The 17,185-nt window shown below is 59.9% G+C and carries 15 protein-coding genes; 6 read left to right on the top strand and 9 right to left on the bottom strand.

The window, feature by feature from the left end; genetic code table 11:
* Positions 1-11: 11 nt before the first annotated feature.
* From PSH79_RS00205 to PSH79_RS00220, 4 genes are read left to right on the top strand one after another with little or no spacing between them, the layout of a single operon-like run.
* The gene (locus tag PSH79_RS00205) at positions 12-1,160 is read left to right on the top strand and encodes an ABC transporter permease (RefSeq protein WP_305440655.1); all 1,149 of its coding nucleotides are present in this window, start codon (positions 12-14) and stop codon (positions 1,158-1,160) included.
* A complete protein-coding gene (locus PSH79_RS00210; protein ID WP_187677275.1) occupies positions 1,157-1,960 on the top strand; it encodes an ABC transporter ATP-binding protein in 804 nt (267 codons plus the stop codon). The genes PSH79_RS00205 and PSH79_RS00210 overlap by 4 nt, the downstream gene beginning before the upstream one ends.
* A 1-nt stretch (position 1,961) precedes the next feature.
* A complete protein-coding gene (locus PSH79_RS00215) occupies positions 1,962-2,900 on the top strand; it encodes an MlaD family protein (protein ID WP_305440656.1) in 939 nt (312 codons plus the stop codon).
* Entirely contained in the window at positions 2,897-3,523 is a 627-nt protein-coding gene (locus PSH79_RS00220; protein WP_305440657.1) for an ABC-type transport auxiliary lipoprotein family protein, read from the top strand. The genes PSH79_RS00215 and PSH79_RS00220 overlap by 4 nt, the downstream gene beginning before the upstream one ends.
* A 110-nt stretch (positions 3,524-3,633) precedes the next feature.
* Here PSH79_RS00220 and PSH79_RS00225 read toward each other — a convergent pair whose 3' ends face one another.
* The 5 genes from PSH79_RS00225 to PSH79_RS00245 all read right to left on the bottom strand — a co-directional run bounded on the left by PSH79_RS00225 (position 3,634) and on the right by PSH79_RS00245 (position 8,102).
* Positions 3,634-4,863, bottom strand: a complete 1,230-nt coding sequence (locus PSH79_RS00225; RefSeq protein WP_305440658.1) for a nucleoside recognition domain-containing protein — start codon at positions 4,861-4,863, stop codon at positions 3,634-3,636.
* A 216-nt stretch (positions 4,864-5,079) separates the two neighbouring features.
* Complete coding sequence (gltP, locus tag PSH79_RS00230) at positions 5,080-6,411, bottom strand: glutamate/aspartate:proton symporter GltP (RefSeq protein ID WP_305440660.1); 1,332 nt, start codon at positions 6,409-6,411, stop codon at positions 5,080-5,082.
* Between the two features lie 702 nt (positions 6,412-7,113).
* Positions 7,114-7,578: an inhibitor of vertebrate lysozyme family protein gene (locus PSH79_RS00235; protein WP_305440662.1), complete on the bottom strand. Its 465-nt coding sequence runs from the start codon at positions 7,576-7,578 to the stop codon at positions 7,114-7,116.
* Between the two features lie 2 nt (positions 7,579-7,580).
* Positions 7,581-7,745 carry a DUF1328 domain-containing protein gene (locus PSH79_RS00240; protein WP_003177151.1) on the bottom strand — a complete coding sequence of 55 codons (165 nt, stop codon included), beginning with the start codon at positions 7,743-7,745 and terminating at the stop codon, positions 7,581-7,583.
* Between the two features lie 72 nt (positions 7,746-7,817).
* Positions 7,818-8,102: a hypothetical protein gene (locus PSH79_RS00245; protein WP_305440664.1), complete on the bottom strand. Its 285-nt coding sequence runs from the start codon at positions 8,100-8,102 to the stop codon at positions 7,818-7,820.
* Positions 8,103-8,528: 426 nt separating this feature from the next.
* Between PSH79_RS00245 and algB the strand changes: the two genes are divergently transcribed.
* Together algB and PSH79_RS00255 are read left to right on the top strand one after the other, a co-directional pair.
* Positions 8,529-9,875, top strand: coding sequence for a sigma-54-dependent response regulator transcription factor AlgB (gene algB, locus PSH79_RS00250; protein ID WP_305440665.1), 1,347 nt, complete (start codon positions 8,529-8,531; stop codon positions 9,873-9,875).
* Between the two features lie 10 nt (positions 9,876-9,885).
* On the top strand, positions 9,886-11,676 hold the full coding sequence (locus PSH79_RS00255; RefSeq protein ID WP_305440666.1) for a KinB sensor domain-containing domain: 1,791 nt from the start codon (positions 9,886-9,888) through the stop codon (positions 11,674-11,676).
* Here the strand turns inward: PSH79_RS00255 and PSH79_RS00260 are convergent.
* From PSH79_RS00260 to PSH79_RS00275, 4 genes are all read right to left on the bottom strand, one after another.
* Entirely contained in the window at positions 11,673-13,289 is a 1,617-nt protein-coding gene (locus tag PSH79_RS00260; protein ID WP_305440667.1) for an EAL domain-containing protein, read from the bottom strand. The two genes, PSH79_RS00255 and PSH79_RS00260, sit on opposite strands and share 4 nt — an antisense overlap.
* Positions 13,290-13,362: 73 nt before the next feature.
* Positions 13,363-14,145 (bottom strand): N-acetylmuramoyl-L-alanine amidase, encoded by a 783-nt coding sequence (locus PSH79_RS00265; RefSeq protein ID WP_305440669.1) that lies wholly within the window; start codon positions 14,143-14,145, stop codon positions 13,363-13,365.
* 101 nt (positions 14,146-14,246) lie between these two features.
* Complete coding sequence (locus tag PSH79_RS00270) at positions 14,247-16,301, bottom strand: diguanylate cyclase (RefSeq protein ID WP_305440671.1); 2,055 nt, start codon at positions 16,299-16,301, stop codon at positions 14,247-14,249.
* Positions 16,298-17,176, bottom strand: a complete 879-nt coding sequence (locus PSH79_RS00275) for an endonuclease/exonuclease/phosphatase family protein (protein ID WP_305440672.1) — start codon at positions 17,174-17,176, stop codon at positions 16,298-16,300. The genes PSH79_RS00270 and PSH79_RS00275 overlap by 4 nt, the downstream gene beginning before the upstream one ends.
* Positions 17,177-17,185 lie beyond the last annotated feature (9 nt).

A 17,185-nucleotide genomic window follows, 5' to 3' on the forward strand; every position in this document is an offset into this window, starting at 1 on the left:
GCACGGAGCTTATGACCAGCCGTTCAATGACAGGCAGTGCCCAACTGGACACGTCGATCACCCCTGCCCGCCTGCGGGTTACCGGGGACTGGACGCTCGCCCATTACGCCGACCTCAAGCAACTGAGCGAAAAGCTCCACGGCCAATACGACGCCAGCACTCCGATTGATCTGAACGGCCTCGGTGCCCTCGATACCGCTGGCGCCTCGTTGCTGGTGGAACTGCTTGGTTCCGAACGCCTCGGCAAATCCGCCGAACATCCCGATTGCACGATTTCCTCTGCTGATCGCGCGCTGCTGCAAACCGTGTATCAGTCGCTGACCGATTTCTGCGTGCCGATCAAGGAACCGGAAGTCAGCGTCAGCGTGCAGTTGCTGACGCGCATCGGCCGCGCCGTCGACACGATCTGGCAAGACACCCTGCAACTGCTCGGCTTCGTCGGGTTGATTCTCGAAACCATCGCCCGCAACCTGTTCCGGCCCAAGCGCTGGCGGATCACGCCGATGATCGCGCACATCGAACAGACCGGCCTCGACGCCGCACCCATCGTGGCGTTGCTGACCTTTCTGGTCGGCGCGGTGGTGGCGTTTCTCGGCGCGACGGTGCTGGCCAGTTTCGGCGCGACGATTTTTACCGTCGATCTGGTGGGCTTCTCGTTCCTGCGTGAGTTCGGCGTGTTGCTGACGGCGATCCTGATGGCTGGCCGCACCGCCAGTGCGTTCACCGCGCAGATCGGTTCGATGAAGGCCAACGAAGAAATCGACGCGATCCGCACCCTGGGCCTCGACCCCATGGAGTTGCTGGTGGTGCCACGGGTGCTGGCGATGCTGGTGGCGTTGCCGATGCTGACATTTCTGGCGATGCTCTCGGGCATCGTCGGTGGCGGCGTGGTCTGCGCGGTGTCGCTGGATATTTCGCCGGCGATGTTCCTGTCGCTGCTGCAATCGGACATCGGCATTCAGCATTTCCTGGTCGGGCTGGTCAAAGCGCCGATCTTCGCTTTCCTGATCGCCGCGATCGGTTGCCTGGAAGGCTTCAAGGTCAGCGGCAGCGCCGAATCGGTCGGCGCCCACACCACCTCCAGCGTGGTGCAGTCGATTTTCGTGGTGATCGTGCTCGACGCGGTGGCCGCGCTGTTCTTCATGGAGATGGGCTGGTGAGTCGTCTACCCCGCGCGCCCGCCGAAGCGGTGATCGAAGTTCGTGGCCTGTGCAATCGTTTTGGCAGCCAGAGCGTGCACGAAAACCTCGATCTGGATTTGTACAAAGGCGAAATCCTCGCCGTGGTCGGCGGTTCCGGCAGCGGCAAGTCGGTGCTGTTGCGCAGCATCGTCGGCCTGCGCCGGCCCAGCGAAGGCAACGTCAAAGTATTCGGCCAGAACCTGCCAAGCCTTTCCGAGCACGAGCGCTCACTGGTCGAGCGGCGCTTTGGCGTGCTGTTCCAGAAAGGCGCGTTGTTTTCCTCGCTGACAGTGACCGAGAACGTCGCCCTGCCGCTGATCGAACACGCCGGCCTGAGCCGCCACGATGCCGAGCATCTGGCCGCGGTCAAACTGGCGCTGGCCGGGTTGCCGCTGTCGGCGGCGGACAAATACCCGTCGTCTCTGTCTGGCGGCATGATTAAGCGCGCGGCCTTGGCGCGGGCCTTGGCGCTGGATCCAGACATCCTGTTTCTCGACGAACCCACCGCTGGTCTCGATCCGATCGGCGCGGCGCAGTTTGATCAATTGATCCTGACCCTGCGCGACGCGTTGGGCCTGAGCGTGTTTCTAGTGACCCACGACCTCGACACGCTCTACACCATCACCGACCGCGTGGCGGTGCTGGCGCAGAAGAAAGTGCTGGTCGCTGGTCCCATCGACGTCGTTTCGGAAACGGATGACGCGTGGATTCACGAATACTTCCACGGCCCGCGCGGCCGCTCGGCGCTGGACGCCGCCAAATTGCTTAACGAGGTCTGACATGGAAACCCGAGCCCATCATGTGTTGATTGGCCTGTTCACCGTCATCGTGGTGGCCGGCGCCCTGCTCTTCGGTCTGTTCCTGGCCAAGTCCAGCGTCGATACCGAGTTCAAGGATTACGAGATTGTCTTCAGCGAGGCGGTCAGTGGTTTGTCCAAGGGCAGCCCGGTGCAATACAGCGGGATCAAGGTCGGCGATGTGATCAACCTGCGCCTTGATCCGCAAGATCCACGGCGGGTGCTGGCACGGATTCGACTGGCCGGTGACACCCCGGTCAAGGAAGACACCCAGGCCAAACTGGCGCTGGCCGGGATCACGGGGACGTCGATCATCCAGCTCAGCGGTGGTACGCCCGAGAGCCCGAAACTGCGTGGACATGACGGTAATCTGCCGACCATCGTCGCCTCGCCTTCGCCGATTTCGCGCCTGCTCAATGACAGCAGCGACTTGATGACCGGCATCAGTGCCCTGCTGAATAACGCCAACCACATGTTCTCTGCCGAGAACGTCGAACGTGTCAGCAACACCCTCGCCCATCTGGAACAGACCACCGGCACCATCAACGATCAGCGCGGCGACATCAAACAGGCCATGCAGCAACTGGCGGCCGTCGGTAAACAGGCCGGCAACATGCTCGAACAGACTTCACTGCTGATGCGCAATGCCAACGGTTTGCTCAACGATCAGGGCAAACAGGCACTGGGCAGCGCCGAGCAGGCGATGAAGTCGCTGGAACAGAGCAGCGCGACCATCAACGGCCTGCTGAGCAAGAACCAGAACTCCCTCGACAACGGCATGCAGGGCCTCAATGGCCTCGCCCCGGCGATCCGCGAACTGCGTGAAACCCTGACGTCGCTGCGTGCCATTTCCCAACGCCTGGAGGCCAACCCCAGCGGTTACCTGCTGGGCAGTGACAAGAACAAGGAGTTCACGCCATGAAGCTGACTCGCCTCGCCCTCCTCGCTGCCGGCTTTTCCCTGATTAGCGCCTGCTCGATCTTGCCCAAGTCGGAGCCATCGGACGTTTATCGCTTGCCGAGTGCACAAGTACCCGCCTCGGCCAGTTCGGCGGCGCCGCAGCAGTGGTCGCTGCGCCTGAACAAGTTGCAGGCCAGCGAAGCGTTGAACCGGCCGAGCATCGCGGTGATTCCGCAGGGCGACGTAATCAGCAGCTACAAGGCCTCACGCTGGAGCGATCCGGCGCCGGTGCTGCTGCGTAATCGGCTGCTCGATGGGTTTCAGCGTGATGGTCGCGTGACGCTGCTTAGCACCGATGACAGTAACTTTGCGGCGGATCTGGAGCTGGGCGGGAATTTGCAGGCGTTTCAGACTGAATATCAGGGCAATCAGGCCAGCGTCGTGGTGCAAGTCGATGCGCTGCTGGTGCGTGGCTATGACCAGCGGATTCTCGCCAGTCGCCGCTTTGAAGAGCGTCAGCCGTTGAACGATGTGCAGGTGCCGGCGGTGGTGGCCGGGTTTGGCCAGGCCAGTGATCGCCTGACCGCGAAGGTTGTGGCGTGGGCGGTAGACCAGGGTCAGAGGCTCGCTCCCCCCAAACCCTAGGCCCGACACAATCCCTGTGGGGCTTGCCCGCGATGGCGGTGTGTCAGTCACCAGAGATTCTGGATGTGCTGCCCTCATCGCTGGCAAGCCAGCTCCCACAGGTTTCTCTATCAGCCAAAGAACCAGTAGCACACGCCAATCGCGCCAATCACGCCCGCCAACTCCGCCAACAACGCACAACCCACGGCATGCCGCGCGCGCTGAATCCCCACCGCGCCGAAATACACCGCCAACACATAGAACGTGGTCTCGGTACTGCCCTGAATCGTCGCCGCCACCAGCGCCGGGAAGCTGTCCACGCCGGAGGTTTTCATCGTTTCAATCAGCATTGCCCGCGCAGCGCTGCCGGAGAATGGTTTGACCATCGCCGTCGGCAGCGCGTCGACAAACCGCGTGTCCCAACCGGCCCATTCGACCAGATGGCGAATCCCGTCCAGACCAAAATCCAGTGCCCCGGAGGCGCGTAGCACGCCGATGGCACAGAGCATTGCGACCAGATACGGCAGCAGGTTCTTGGCAACGTCGAAACCCTCTTTCGCACCCTCGACGAATGCTTCGTAAACCTTCACCTTGCGCAAGGCGCCGATCACCAGAAACAGCATGATCAGCCCGAACAACGTGAGATTGCCGAGGATCGACGAAAGACCCGCCAACGCGGTGGCCGACATCGTCGCCAGCAGCGCCATGAAGCCACCGAGGATCAGCGCGCCGGGAATCAGATAGGCCAGCACCACCGGGTCCCAGACCCGCAGACGCTGCATGAATGCCACCGAGAGGAAGCCGACGATGGTCGAGCAACTGGTTGCCAGCAGGATCGGCAGAAACACCAGGGTCGGATCCGGCGCGCCTTGCTGGGCGCGGTACATGAAGATCGTTACCGGCAGCAGGGTCAGGGAGGAGGCGTTGAGTACCAGAAACAGGATTTGCGCGTTGCTGGCGATGGTGGCGCTGGGGTTGAGTTCCTGCAACGCCTTCATGGCTTTCAGGCCGATCGGCGTGGCGGCGTTGTCCAGACCAAGTCCGTTGGCGGCGAAGTTCAGGGTGATCAGGCCAAGGGCAGGGTGACCGGGTGGGACTTCCGGCATCAGGCGCAGAAACAGCGGGCCCAACGCCTTGGCCAGCCAGTCGACGATCCCGGCCTTTTCGGCGATGCGCAGAAAACCCAGCCACAGGGTGAGAGTGCCGAACAGCAGCACCATGACCTCGACCGAGAGCTTGGCCATGGCAAAAATGCTTTCCACCATCGCCGCGAAGATTGCGGCGTTACCGCCGACCAGCCACTGCACCAGCGCAGATATTGCTGCCACGACAAAGAAGCCAAGCCACAGGCCATTAAGCATCAGTCAAATCCCCCGGAAGATGCGGCGAATGATAGCGGGGTCGCCAGAAACGACAAACCCCGGATTTCTCCGGGGTTTGTCTACGACTGCTGGCGCCCCTATAGCAGGGCTGGCTCCAATCTACTGTAGGAGCTGCCGAAGGCTGCGATCTTTTGATTTTGTTTTTAACAGCAAGATCAACCGATCGCAGCCTCCGGCAGCTCCTACAGGGGTGTGTCAGTTCTTGGAAATCTCGCCAGCCGGCAGTTTTTCCTTGCTGCGCCAGTGCGGCAGGGAGTTCCAGTAGCGCTCGCCCTTGGCGTCGTCGTACATGCCTTCCCAGCGCGCGATAACCAGCACGGCCAAGGCATTCCCGATCACGTTCAGTGCAGTACGCGCCATGTCCATGATGCGGTCGACACCGGCGATGAACGCCAGACCTTCCAGCGGAATTCCGACGCTGCCCAGAGTGGCCAGCAGCACCACGAAGGACACGCCCGGTACGCCGGCGATGCCTTTGGAGGTGACCATCAGGGTCAGCACCAGCAGCAGCTGCTGGCTGATCGACAGGTCGATGCCGTAAAGCTGGGCAATGAAGATGGCGGCGATGGACTGGTACAGGGTCGAACCGTCGAGGTTGAACGAGTAACCGGTCGGCACCACAAAGCTGCAGATGGCTTTCGGCGCACCGTAGGCTTCCATCTTCTCGATCACGCGCGGCAGCACGGTTTCCGAGGAAGCGGTGGAGTAAGCCAGCACCAGTTCATCCTTGAAGATGCGCATCAGCTTGATCACCGAGAAGCCGAACAGCTTGGCGATCAGGCCCAGTACCACAAAGGCGAAGAAAGCGATGGCGACGTAAACCAGGATCACCAGTTTGGCCAACGGCAGCAGGGACGCGAAGCCGAAGTTAGCGACAGTCACCGCGATCAGTGCGAATACGCCGATCGGGGCGTAGTTCATGATCATGTGGGTGACTTTGAACATGCTTTCCGATACGCCCTGGAACATCTTCACCAGCGGCTCGCGCAGATCCGACTGCAGGCTCGACAGACCGAGACCGAACAGCACGGAGAAGAAGATGATCGGCAGCATTTCGCCGCGAGCCATGGCCGCGAAGATGTTCGACGGGATCAGGTTGAGGATGGTCTCGATGAATGCGTGTTCATGCTGTACTTCGGCGGCAGTGGCCTGGTACTTGGAGATATCCACTGTGCCCAGCGTGCTCATGTCGATGCCGGCACCCGGATGGAACACGTTCGCCAGAACCAGGCCAACAATAATGGCGATGGTGGTGACGATTTCGAAATAGATGATTGTCTTCAGGCCGATACGCCCGAGCTTCTTGGCGTCGCCCACGCCAGCGATGCCGACGATCAGGGAAGAGATGACGATCGGGATCACGATCATCTTGATCAGACGGATAAAGATATCGCCTGCCGGTTGCAGGACGTTGCTGATCCACCAGGCCTTCTCGGCACTGAAATGGTTGAGCAACGCACCAATTGCAATCCCTAGAACCAGACCGATGAGGATCTGCCAGGCGAGGCTGAGTTTTGCCTTCTTCATTATCTTTACCCTTACTTGCGTTTGACTCAGGCAGATGCAGGAACTGGAACGCTTTTTAGCGGAAAAGTCTGTGCATCTGCCTCCGTATAAGGTGCCCGGAAGCGCGTGTTTACGGCTCCTCGGCAGGCGAAAAAAGGCGCAACTATTCCGATGCGAGGTTGCGCCGTCTAATGCCGTAAACGCCTACCCTATGCCGAATCGGCATGAGCTTTTTTTAACGAAACTGGCGTCCCAACCGGTTCGATTGCGACATTTCAGCCGGCATAAGTGCCGTGAACCGGCCATCACAGCGCAGATTGGTTGTTTTTTGAACGAGTAATTTCGACGGAAATTTTCGGAAAAAGCCTACATTTCGAGACTAGAAGTCCTACTGGTTGGAAACATGTTTTCGCGATATACGGTCGCCAGGAAACACCGCGAAATGTTTTCGCGCGCAGTGTGAGCGATTAAAGGATGAGCAGGACGCTCTAGATCAATGTTCTGCCTGATTGAAAGCTCAGCGCAAGTCCGTCGAGCCACTGTGGGTCGGCGAACCTGCGACGCAGCTTTTACCCTGACCCGGCCCTCGCGCAGGCACTCCCTGTACCCGTAGGTCACTCCGACCCTGTAACAGTCAGAACGTCCCGGCCCCCTGGTCATGCGCCGACCTTCCTCGGGTGGGCGCAATGGAAGGCAGCGAGGCCGCTGCCTTCATGTTCAAACTCAGTACCACTTCGGATCTTTCTTCAGGGTTTCCATCAGCAGATCCTGCATGCCCTGATCGGGCTTGCCGAAGAACCTGTACGTGGCATGTCGCGTTGGCGACTTGTCGGACGGCAGGCCTTCGGGCACATCAACCAGCATGCCGTAGGCATCGTCCTTGTCGAAGCTGAACGCGACGATCAAGCGATGGTTGAGGCACTTGTCTGCATTTTCGCAGAGCGGGCCAACCAGATACTTGTCGCCATCTTCTTCCACCGCGTTCATCTGCTGTTCGGAAGTGCCGGACAGGTTCATCACCCATTCCGGCAGGCGTTCTTCCTTCTTCACCACGCCTTCCCAGGTTTCCCTGTATTGCGGGTCAGAACTCAACAGTTCGTTGACTCGCGTCTGGCCGTCGTTGGCCGCCATCGCCATGGCACTACCGCCCAGAAGCAGGGCGGCTGCCAATGTCTTTAACGCAATCATCGTTAACCTCGGCCGCGACGGCCAAAGAAGAAGGAAGCGATGAACATCACCAGGAACACGACAAAGAGAATCTTGGCGATACCCGTGGCGGTGCCCGCGATACCACCGAAGCCCAGTACTGCAGCGATGATGGCAATGATCAAGAATGTAATTGCCCAGCTCAACATGGTGATTCTCCTTACTTCTCTATTTAGGGGTGTGGCGTGTTCCGGCGCATCGCGCCCGAATCTGTTTAACAGTTAGAAAACCCAGCGCTCTTCACGTGGCATCTGATCCAGTGGCTGCGCCTGATCAACATCCATCATGCGCATCGAGGCGCTCTCTGCCTGGCTATTGCTGACGGCACTGAAGTGCATCTGCGTGTGGTGTTGCATCGAGATCAGCGGCTCAGCCTTCTGGCTGTTTTCCCAGCTCAGGTATTGCTGGCACGCGATCAGGGTGATCAACAACGCAAGAACGCCAAACAGGCCTTGCTGGATATGCAGTGGCGAGATACGCACTTGGGCGGCACGTTGGCGAGTCATCCTGGGTTCCTCACTCTTATTCGGTTAGGGCAGTTCTGATCTGCCCGGGCTAAAAGAGATATTGCAGGCTGCATGCCAATTTTTATTTGAAAAATATCCAATAAAATCAATTGGTTATGAGCACTATAAAAATGAATCAAGACGCATCCTGCACGATGGGGCTCCTGAGATCGTGCGCAATGCACGATTATTTCGTAGGAGATTTCATTCTTATGGAATTGAGAGCAGGGCGCGGATGTCAGAAAAGTACGCAGGGAATCCCCTGCAAATCGGTGATTGTTTAAAAAATCAACAAAATCAGTGTATTAGCCGTTAAGGCAGGAGAGAGCTACCCTCCTATGGCAGGCATCGTTCAGAATCAACCATGCAACTTGCCCGATTTTTCCGGGACTAACCCAAGACCAATCACTATGGAGCGTAGGAAAAATGGAATCTGCCACTGAGCATCAAGGCCGCATTCTGCTGGTGGACGACGAATCCGCCATCCTGCGAACCTTCCGTTATTGCCTCGAAGATGAAGGCTATACGGTCGCCACTGCCAACAGCGCGGCCCAGGCGGACGCACTGCTGCAACGCCAGGTCTTTGATCTGTGCTTCCTTGATTTGCGCTTGGGTGAAGACAACGGTCTTGATGTGCTGGCGCAAATGCGCATTCAGGCGCCGTGGATGCGCGTGGTGATCGTCACCGCGCATTCGGCTGTCGATACCGCCGTGGATGCCATTCAGGCCGGCGCCGCCGACTATCTGGTCAAGCCGTGCAGCCCGGATCAGTTACGCCTGGCGACTGCCAAGCAACTGGAAGTGCGCCAACTCTCGGCGCGTCTTGAAGCCCTCGAAGGCGAGATCCGCAAGCCGAAGGACGGCCTCGATTCTCACAGTCCGGCAATGAAAGTCGTACTCGAGACCGCGCGGCAGGTGGCGAGCACCGACGCCAACATTCTTATTCTGGGTGAATCCGGCACCGGTAAGGGTGAACTGGCCCGGGCGATTCACGGCTGGAGCAAACGCGAGAAGAAGTCCTGCGTGACGATTAACTGCCCGTCGCTGACCGCCGAACTGATGGAAAGCGAATTGTTCGGTCACAGTCGCGGTGCATTTACCGGCGCCAGCGAAAGTACTTTGGGTCGGGTCAATCAGGCCGACGGCGGTACGCTGTTTCTCGACGAAATCGGCGATTTTCCCCTGACGTTGCAACCCAAGTTGCTGCGCTTCATTCAGGACAAGGAATACGAGCGGGTAGGCGACCCGGTCACTCGTCGCGCCGACGTGCGCATTCTGGCGGCGACCAACCTCAATCTTGAGGACATGGTGCGCGACGGGCGTTTCCGTGAAGACCTGCTCTATCGTCTCAACGTCATCACTTTGCACTTGCCGCCGTTGCGCGAGCGCAGTGAAGACATTTTGACCTTGGCCGACCGCTTTCTTGCCCGTTTCGTTAAAGAGTACGCACGCCCGGCGCGGGGGTTCAGTGACGAAGCCCGTGAGGCGTTGCTCGGTTATCGCTGGCCGGGCAACATCCGCGAATTGCGCAACGTGGTTGAGCGCGCAAGCATCATCTGCCCGCAGGAGCGCGTGGAAATCAGCCATTTGGGCATGGCCGAACAACCAGCCAGCAATGCGCCGAGGGTTGGCGCGGCGCTGAGCCTGGACGAGTTGGAAAAAGCGCATATCGGCGCCGTTCTGGCCACCGCGGGCACGCTGGATCAAGCGGCGAAAACCCTGGGCATTGACGCCTCGACCCTGTATCGCAAGCGCAAGCAGTACAACCTGTGAGCGCCCGACGATGAAACTGGCGATGAAGTTGCGGACCCGCTTGTTCCTGAGTATTTCCGCACTGATCACCGTGGCTTTGCTCGGGCTGTTGCTCGGGCTGGTCAGCGTGATGCAGATGGCTGGAACTCAGGAAGAGCGAGTGCGCAGTAACTTCGCCACCCTTGATCTGGGCCTCAAGCTGCGGCAGACGCTGGGTGACCAACTGATCATCATGCTGGCGGAAAAGCCTGATCCCGTGGCGTTCGAAGCGTCCAGGCAGCATTATTTCCAGTTGCTCGACGAAGGCATCGCCCGGGAGCAGGAGGGCGATGGTCAGCTATATGGTTTCAGTCAGGCCAAAAAAGATTATCTGAATTTCCTGCAGGCGTTTGACCTGTCCCGTGATCCTGCCAAGACGATGATGAGCAATGCGGACTTCCGCGAGCGCTTCAATACCTTGCGCAACGGACTGATCGCCGAGCACAAGCATGCGCTCGACAATATCAACGCAGTCCAGCGAGATGCCCGCGAGCGGGCGCTGTTGGTTGCCGGCCTGCTTGGGCTGGTGGGCCTGGCGGTGTTGATCATCGGTTTCGTCACGGCCCAAGGTATTGCCCGGCGTTTCGGCGCACCGATCGAGGCGCTGGCGCGGGCGGCGGACAATATCGGCCAAGGTAACTTTGAGGTGACCCTGCCGATTTCCTCAGCAATGGAAATGAATCTGCTGACCAAGCGGTTCGGGCTGATGGCCGAAGCCTTGCGTGAGCATCAGGCGACTAACGTCGACGAATTGATGGCCGGTCAACAACGCTTACAGGCCGTGCTCGACAGCATCGATGACGGTTTGCTGATGATCGACCGCGAGGGCCACTTGGAGCATCTCAACCCGGTCGCCCAGCGCCAGTTGGGCTGGGACGATGACCGTCTCGGGCAGGGCCTGGGCAGCGCACTTGGGCGGCCTGAGCTGGATGCACAATTGCAACTGGTGTTGCGCGGCGGCACTCTCGAACGAGCACCGGAAGATTTGAGCATTGAGGTCGACGGCGAATCTCGCCTGCTGACCTATAGCCTGACCCCGGTGAGCCATACCCAGGGTCATATTCTGGGTGCGGTGATGGTGCTGCACGATGTCACTGAGCAGCGTGCCTTCGAGCGGGTGCGCAGCGAATTCGTATTACGTGCCTCCCATGAGCTACGCACGCCAGTCACTGGTATGCACATGGCGTTCGGCCTGTTCCGTGAGCGGGCGAAGTTTGCGGCGGATTCTCGTGAGGCGGACCTGCTCGACACCGTCAACGAAGAGATGCAGCGCTTGATGCAGTTGATCAACGACTTGCTCAACTTCTCACGCTACCAGAATGGCTTGCAGAAACTGACACTGGCACCGTGCACCATCGAAGATTTGCTGGAGCAGGCGCAACTGCGCTTTGCCGACACGGCCGCGGAAAAAGGCATCGCGTTGATGGTAGAGGTTCAGGGCCCGCTGCCGCGCTTGCAGGCGGATCAAGCCCAACTGGATCGAGTGCTCGACAACCTGATCGATAACGCCCTGCGCCACACCGCCCGCGACGGTCAGATCCGCTTGCAGGCGCGTCGCCACGGCGAGCGGGTGATCATCAGCGTCGAAGACAACGGCGAAGGCATTGCCTACGGCCAGCAAGGGCGAATTTTCGAGCCGTTCGTCCAGGTTGGACGCAAGAAGGGTGGCGCCGGGCTTGGGCTGGCGCTGTGCAAGGAAATTGTCCAACTGCATGGCGGACGGATGGGCGTTTATTCGCGGCCGGGGCAGGGGACTCAGTTCTACATGGCGTTGGCAGTTTAAGCTTCGTCATCCATTCGGCGACCGGCTAGCCGTCGCCCACGGGTGATCAGTTCAATGAACTGTACCGCGCTCAGGGCGTGCGCAAACAGCCAGCCCTGACCGAACTTCACGCCTTCGCCGCTGAGCAATTGGGCTTGTGATTCGAGTTCGATCCCTTCGGCGATCACCTTCAAATCCAGCGCCTGTGCCATATGAATGATGTGTGGCGCGACGCCGCTGCTGGCAGCGTCATGGCCGAGTGCGTCGATGAACGCCTTATCGATTTTCAGGCAGTCCACCGGCAGTGTTTGCAGATAGGCCAGACTGCAATATCCCGTGCCGAAATCGTCGATCAACACCTGATGGCCGACATCACGCAATGCTTGCAGGTTTTCCCTCGCCACCACCACATCAATCAGGCCACGTTCGGTGACCTCGAACGCAATCTGCTTGGCCGCGACTCTGTGCAGGGTCAGCAGGCGCGCCATGACCTGGCCGATACGCGGCACCATCACGTCACAGGCAGCGAGGTTGACCGAGATATACAACTGCGGGTTGGCACGCAGCACCGGCCCCAATTGCTCCAGCAAGCGTTGGAGAACGAAGTCGGTCATCTGCCGGATCTGCCCGGTGTTTTCTGCCAGTGGAATGAACAGGTCGGGGCTGGTCAGCGTGCCGTCCGGACGGCGCCAGCGCAGCAGGGCCTCGGCACCTACGCAGTTGCGAGTGTCGAGGTCGAAGATCGGTTGATAGAGCACCTGCAATTCGCCACGGCGGATGGCGCCGTGCAGCTCGGCGTCCAGTGACTGACGCTGGCGCACCAGTAAAAACACGAAGAAGCCGACGAACGCGCCAAGCAACAGACAGGCCGGAATCATCCACCACCAGATAGCGGGAATGTGCATGCCGGTGCGCGGCGTGATCAGCACCAGTTGGTATTCCGGGGTGGCGGTGGGCATGCGATAGATCAGGCGCGTCTGGGTGACCTGCAAGGCGTCCTGGCTTTTCGGCGGCCAGTGTTCGGTCGGTGGCCATGCCTGCGCCTTGCCCAGCACCGGAATCGCGCGGGTGCCATGATCCAGCACCACCAGCAGGCTGCTGCCGGGTGACAGGTCGACCATGTCGGTCAAATGCCCGCGCGAGGTGGCCACGCGAAAATTGCCACGGCCGAGCATCAGCGCGGCGCGGTTTTCATCGGGTTCGGTGGTGGTGTTCAGCCAATAGCTGTAGGTCGGGCCTCTGATGTCCGGTGCGCGGACCACTGACAAGCCTTCCTGGCGAGGGCGGTTGGAACAGATCCGCGAGGCGTCCATGTAGGCCGCTTCATAGACAAAGCGATAGTTGAAGGTGACCTGCTGCAGCGTGGCGATCATTTCGTCATCGCAACTGCGCAAAGGCTGGGCCTCGAGGTCATCAAGACTTTCGCGCAATTGGCCGAACAGTTGCTCGAGACGGGCGAGGAAACGCTCGCCCTGGGCGTTCATTTCCTGGCTTTCACTCTGCTCGACCTGACGCATCGCCACGAATATCCCGCCGGCGATCAACAGGCTGGTACTGAGGACAGCCGCGATCATCGCCAAAAACCAGGGGCGATAAAACCAGCTACGCAGCGTCTCTCGGGTAGCAACCATCATGGAATATCCGAAGAATTACCAATGAGTTATAGCTGCTGATTGCAATTACGCCCTGACCGTCGGGCGGGCGTCATTATTTTGTCTGATTGAGTACCAGCAGCAGCGCGGCCGTTTGCGCGTCCGGCGTGCCGTCGAAGCGCGAAGGGCGGAAGTGCATCTGGAACGCCGCGAGGACGTGGCGCGTTGCGACGTCCAGTTCGCCGGTCTGCGGCGTGTCGTAACCAAGACGCGACAATTGCCCCTGGAACCAACTGATAGTCGGCAGTTCGCCGTTGTTGAACAGCGCTTGCTGGCGTGCCACGGCTTGCTCGTTGGGCCAAATGCCCAAGCCTTCGGCGGCGAGACGCTTCCACGGGAACAGCGGGCCCGGATCAAGCTTGCGCAAGGGAGCGATGTCGCTGTGACCAATGATGTGCCGTGGGCTGATACCGTTGCGCTTGCTGATGTCCTTGAGCAGGACGATCAGCGATTGAATCTGCGCCTCGCTGTACGGGTACCAAAGGCGCCCGGTTGGGGTGTCCTTGAAGCCGGGGTTGACGATTTCGATGCCGATCGAGCTTGAGTTCAGCCACGTGCGGCCCTGCCACTGGCTTTCACCGGCATGCCAGGCGCGCTGGTTTTCGTCCATCAGCTTGTAGACGGTGGCGCTCTTGTCGTCGCCGATCAGGTAATGGCTGCTGACTTCACCATGAGTCAACAGCTGCAACGAGCGCTCCAGCGAAGTCGAGGTGTAATGCACGACCACGAACTGGATGCGGCTGTCGTAATTGACTGAAGGATGGCTGGTGTCATAACGCGGGCCGCTGGCGCAACCGGCCAGAACAAGAAGAGACGCGAGGAGGGCAAAAAATTTCATGGCAGAAGGCATTACACACAAGACAATAATGCAACAGTGTAACGTACAGCCTTGCGTGAAGACGGTCGGCGGGCGGATTTAAACAAAATGGAACAATTTGCTCAGCCCAGTTCGACGCGATTGCGCCCTGCATTTTTTGCGCGATAAAGCGCCTGATCGGCTCTTTTCAGCACCAGATCACTGTGTTCTCCCGATCTGAACGTCGCCAAGCCCATGGAAATCGTGATCGTCACCCGTTCGCCTTTGAAGTGGAACGGGCAGGCTTCGATTGCCGCACGCAGGGTTTCCAGCAGTTTCGCACCGATCGCTGGCGGGGTGGCCGGTAGCAGCAGGACGAACTCTTCGCCGCCGAAACGGGCAATGAAGTCGGACCCCCGCAGGCGTTTGCGCAGCACGGTGGCGATGATCTTCAGCACTTTGTCGCCAGCCAGGTGGCCATAGTTGTCATTGATCCGTTTGAAGTGATCAAGGTCGAGCATCGCCAGGCTCAGGGTGTTGCCGTGTTGCTGCCATTGCTTGATCTCATGCTCAAGCCGTTCGCTCCAAGCCGCGCGGTTTGGCAGGCCGGTGAGCGGGTCGATGAGGGCTTTCTGGCGCTGTTCTTCAAGGTGCTCGCGGAAGCCCTGCGCCTCCTGCTCCATGTGCGCCACGCGTTCGGACAGACCTTTGAGCCGCGCCGCCACTTCCTGCTCGCGGGCGTCGCGCTGTTTCTGGTGTTGATCCATGGTGCCGAGCAAGCCTTCCAGATGGTTTTCCAGCACCTGCTTGAGGTCATCCAGATCCGCCGCTTCCTGCACGCTGGTCTGCAAACCGTCGACTTGCTCGCGGATCTGCGTGTCCATGGCCCGCGCTGCCGAGCTGTTGTCGGCATGGCCTTCGCTGGCGGCTTGCAGGTTGCTCTGAAACGCTTCGAGGCGTTCGTTGAGTTGCTGCAAGTAGGCTTCGAATTCGTGCTGGCCGCTGTCGGTGATGGCCAGCATCAATGTTGCGAGATCGTCGAGGATCGGGATCAGTTCGTACCAGTTCAAGCCGTGTTTCAGCCGTTCGCGCATGGCCTCGGCTTGCGGACGGTGGCGTTCTGGCAGCGTCAGGTCGTCGAGCAGACCGATCAGCGTGTCCTCGATGTGTTTGGCCACGGAGCTATAGGATGGCTCCGGGGAATCCGGCAAGGCGAAAAGAACGTCGTGCTCGGCTTGCTCCGGGTCGATGGCAGCCAGTGCCTGAGCAATAGGTTCGGGCAGGGGCAGGCTGTCGAGGATCAGCGGTGCAGGATCCCCTGGGTGAATCAATTCGTCTGGGTTGAAGGCGTCGGATGTAGCGTGAGCCTGTGCTGTAGAGGCTGCTGGGTCGATTACTGCTGCTTCAGTCGGGGGGACGACCGCTTCGGTGGCGATCTTGGGCGCAACGAAAGCGACCACGTCGGGTTCGGCTTGAAGCGGAGCCGCAGTGGTTGTCGCCTCGATGGCTACAACGGGTGCAGCTTCCTTGATCGCCGTTGTCGACGCAGCGATGGGGGCAGGAGCGGCTTGCACCAGTTCGGATTCAGGTTCAGGTGCAGGCGCGGCGTGCGGTTGCTCGACGGGGGCGGCCTGCTCAGGTGCAGGAGCAACAGGAGTCGTCGCCTCCTCACTTTCACGACTGCCAAACAGCCGCTGCAACAACCCCGGGCGTCCTGGCTCTGCTGGCGTCTCCAGCTGGCTCAACGCTTTTCCCTGCAAACCGCTCAGTTCACTCAGCAGTAGCGGCATTTCCCGCGCTTGTCCGACGCGACCATCCAGTTGCTTGGCAAACTTCTTCAGTGGCTGGGCGACCTCCCGCGGCAGGGGCAACGCCTGCAATTGTGCCACCAGCGAAGTCAGCGCAGTGCTGACCTGATCAATGCGTGTCTCGCGGCGCTGCTCGGAATCGAGCACGGCTTTTTCCAGGCGTGGCAACAGGGCGGCGAGGCCGGCGTCCATGTCGTCGGTACGCACCACCTCGCGCATCTCTTTCATGCATTGATCAACCACTCGGTCGGTGCCTTCGGCCGCCAGCGTGCTGCGCACCAGGCCTCGGCGCAGCAAGTCGAGCCGCGCGGCCCAACGACGTTCGAGCTTGTCCTGTTGTTCGATGCTTTTGAGGTATTTCTCTTTCCAGCGCTGGGCGTCGTCGCTCATTCAGGGGTTCCGCGAGGGGCAGGACTCAACGCGGGCAATGCATCGGCCGTGAGCGAACCCGGCAGACGAATCTCTACCGCGACCGGCAGGTGATCGGAAATCGGTTGGGCCAGCACTTCGACCTTTTCGAGGGTCAGGGTCGGGCTGAGCAAAATATGATCAAGGCAGCGCTGGGGGCGCCAGCTGGGGAATGTCGCTTCCACCTGCGGGGCGAGCAAGCCGAGATCGCGTAACGGTGACTGTTGTAGCAGATCGCTGGCATGGGTGTTCATGTCGCCCATCAACACCTGATGCTTATAGCCACTGATCAGGTCACGAATGTAAGCCAGTTGCAGGCTGCGCACTCGCGCGCCGAGGGCCAGGTGCATCATCACGACCACCAGCGCTTCCGGGCCTTCGCCGAAACGCAGCAGAATTGCCCCGCGACCTTTCGGGCCGGGCAGCGGGTGATCTTCAATCGCCCACGGGCGCAGACGACTGAGCACGCCGTTGCTGTGCTGCGCCAGTCGACCGAGGTTGCGATTGAGTTGTTGATACCAGTAGGGGAAGGCGCCCAGATGGGCCAGGTGTTCGACTTGATTGACGTAGCCTGAACGCAGGCTGCCGCCATCGGCTTCTTGCAGGGCGACCAGATCAAAGTCGCCGAGCAGGTCGCCGATCTTCTGCAAATTGCCTGAGCGCCCGGTGTGCGGCAGCAAATGCTGCCAGCTGCGCGTCAGGTAATGCCGATAACGCTCTGTGCTGATACCGACCTGGATGTTGAAACTGAGCAAGCGCAGACGTTGGTCTGCTGGCAGGCCCGTAGACGCCAGGTGATGCTCGTTGACCTGCGGATCATGCAGGCCAACGGTGCGTTCGGTCTTCCAGCGGCGCATGGCGGTTGC

Source organism: Pseudomonas sp. FP2196 (assembly GCF_030687715.1).
In the GTDB taxonomy this organism is placed as follows: Bacteria; Pseudomonadota; Gammaproteobacteria; order Pseudomonadales; family Pseudomonadaceae; genus Aquipseudomonas.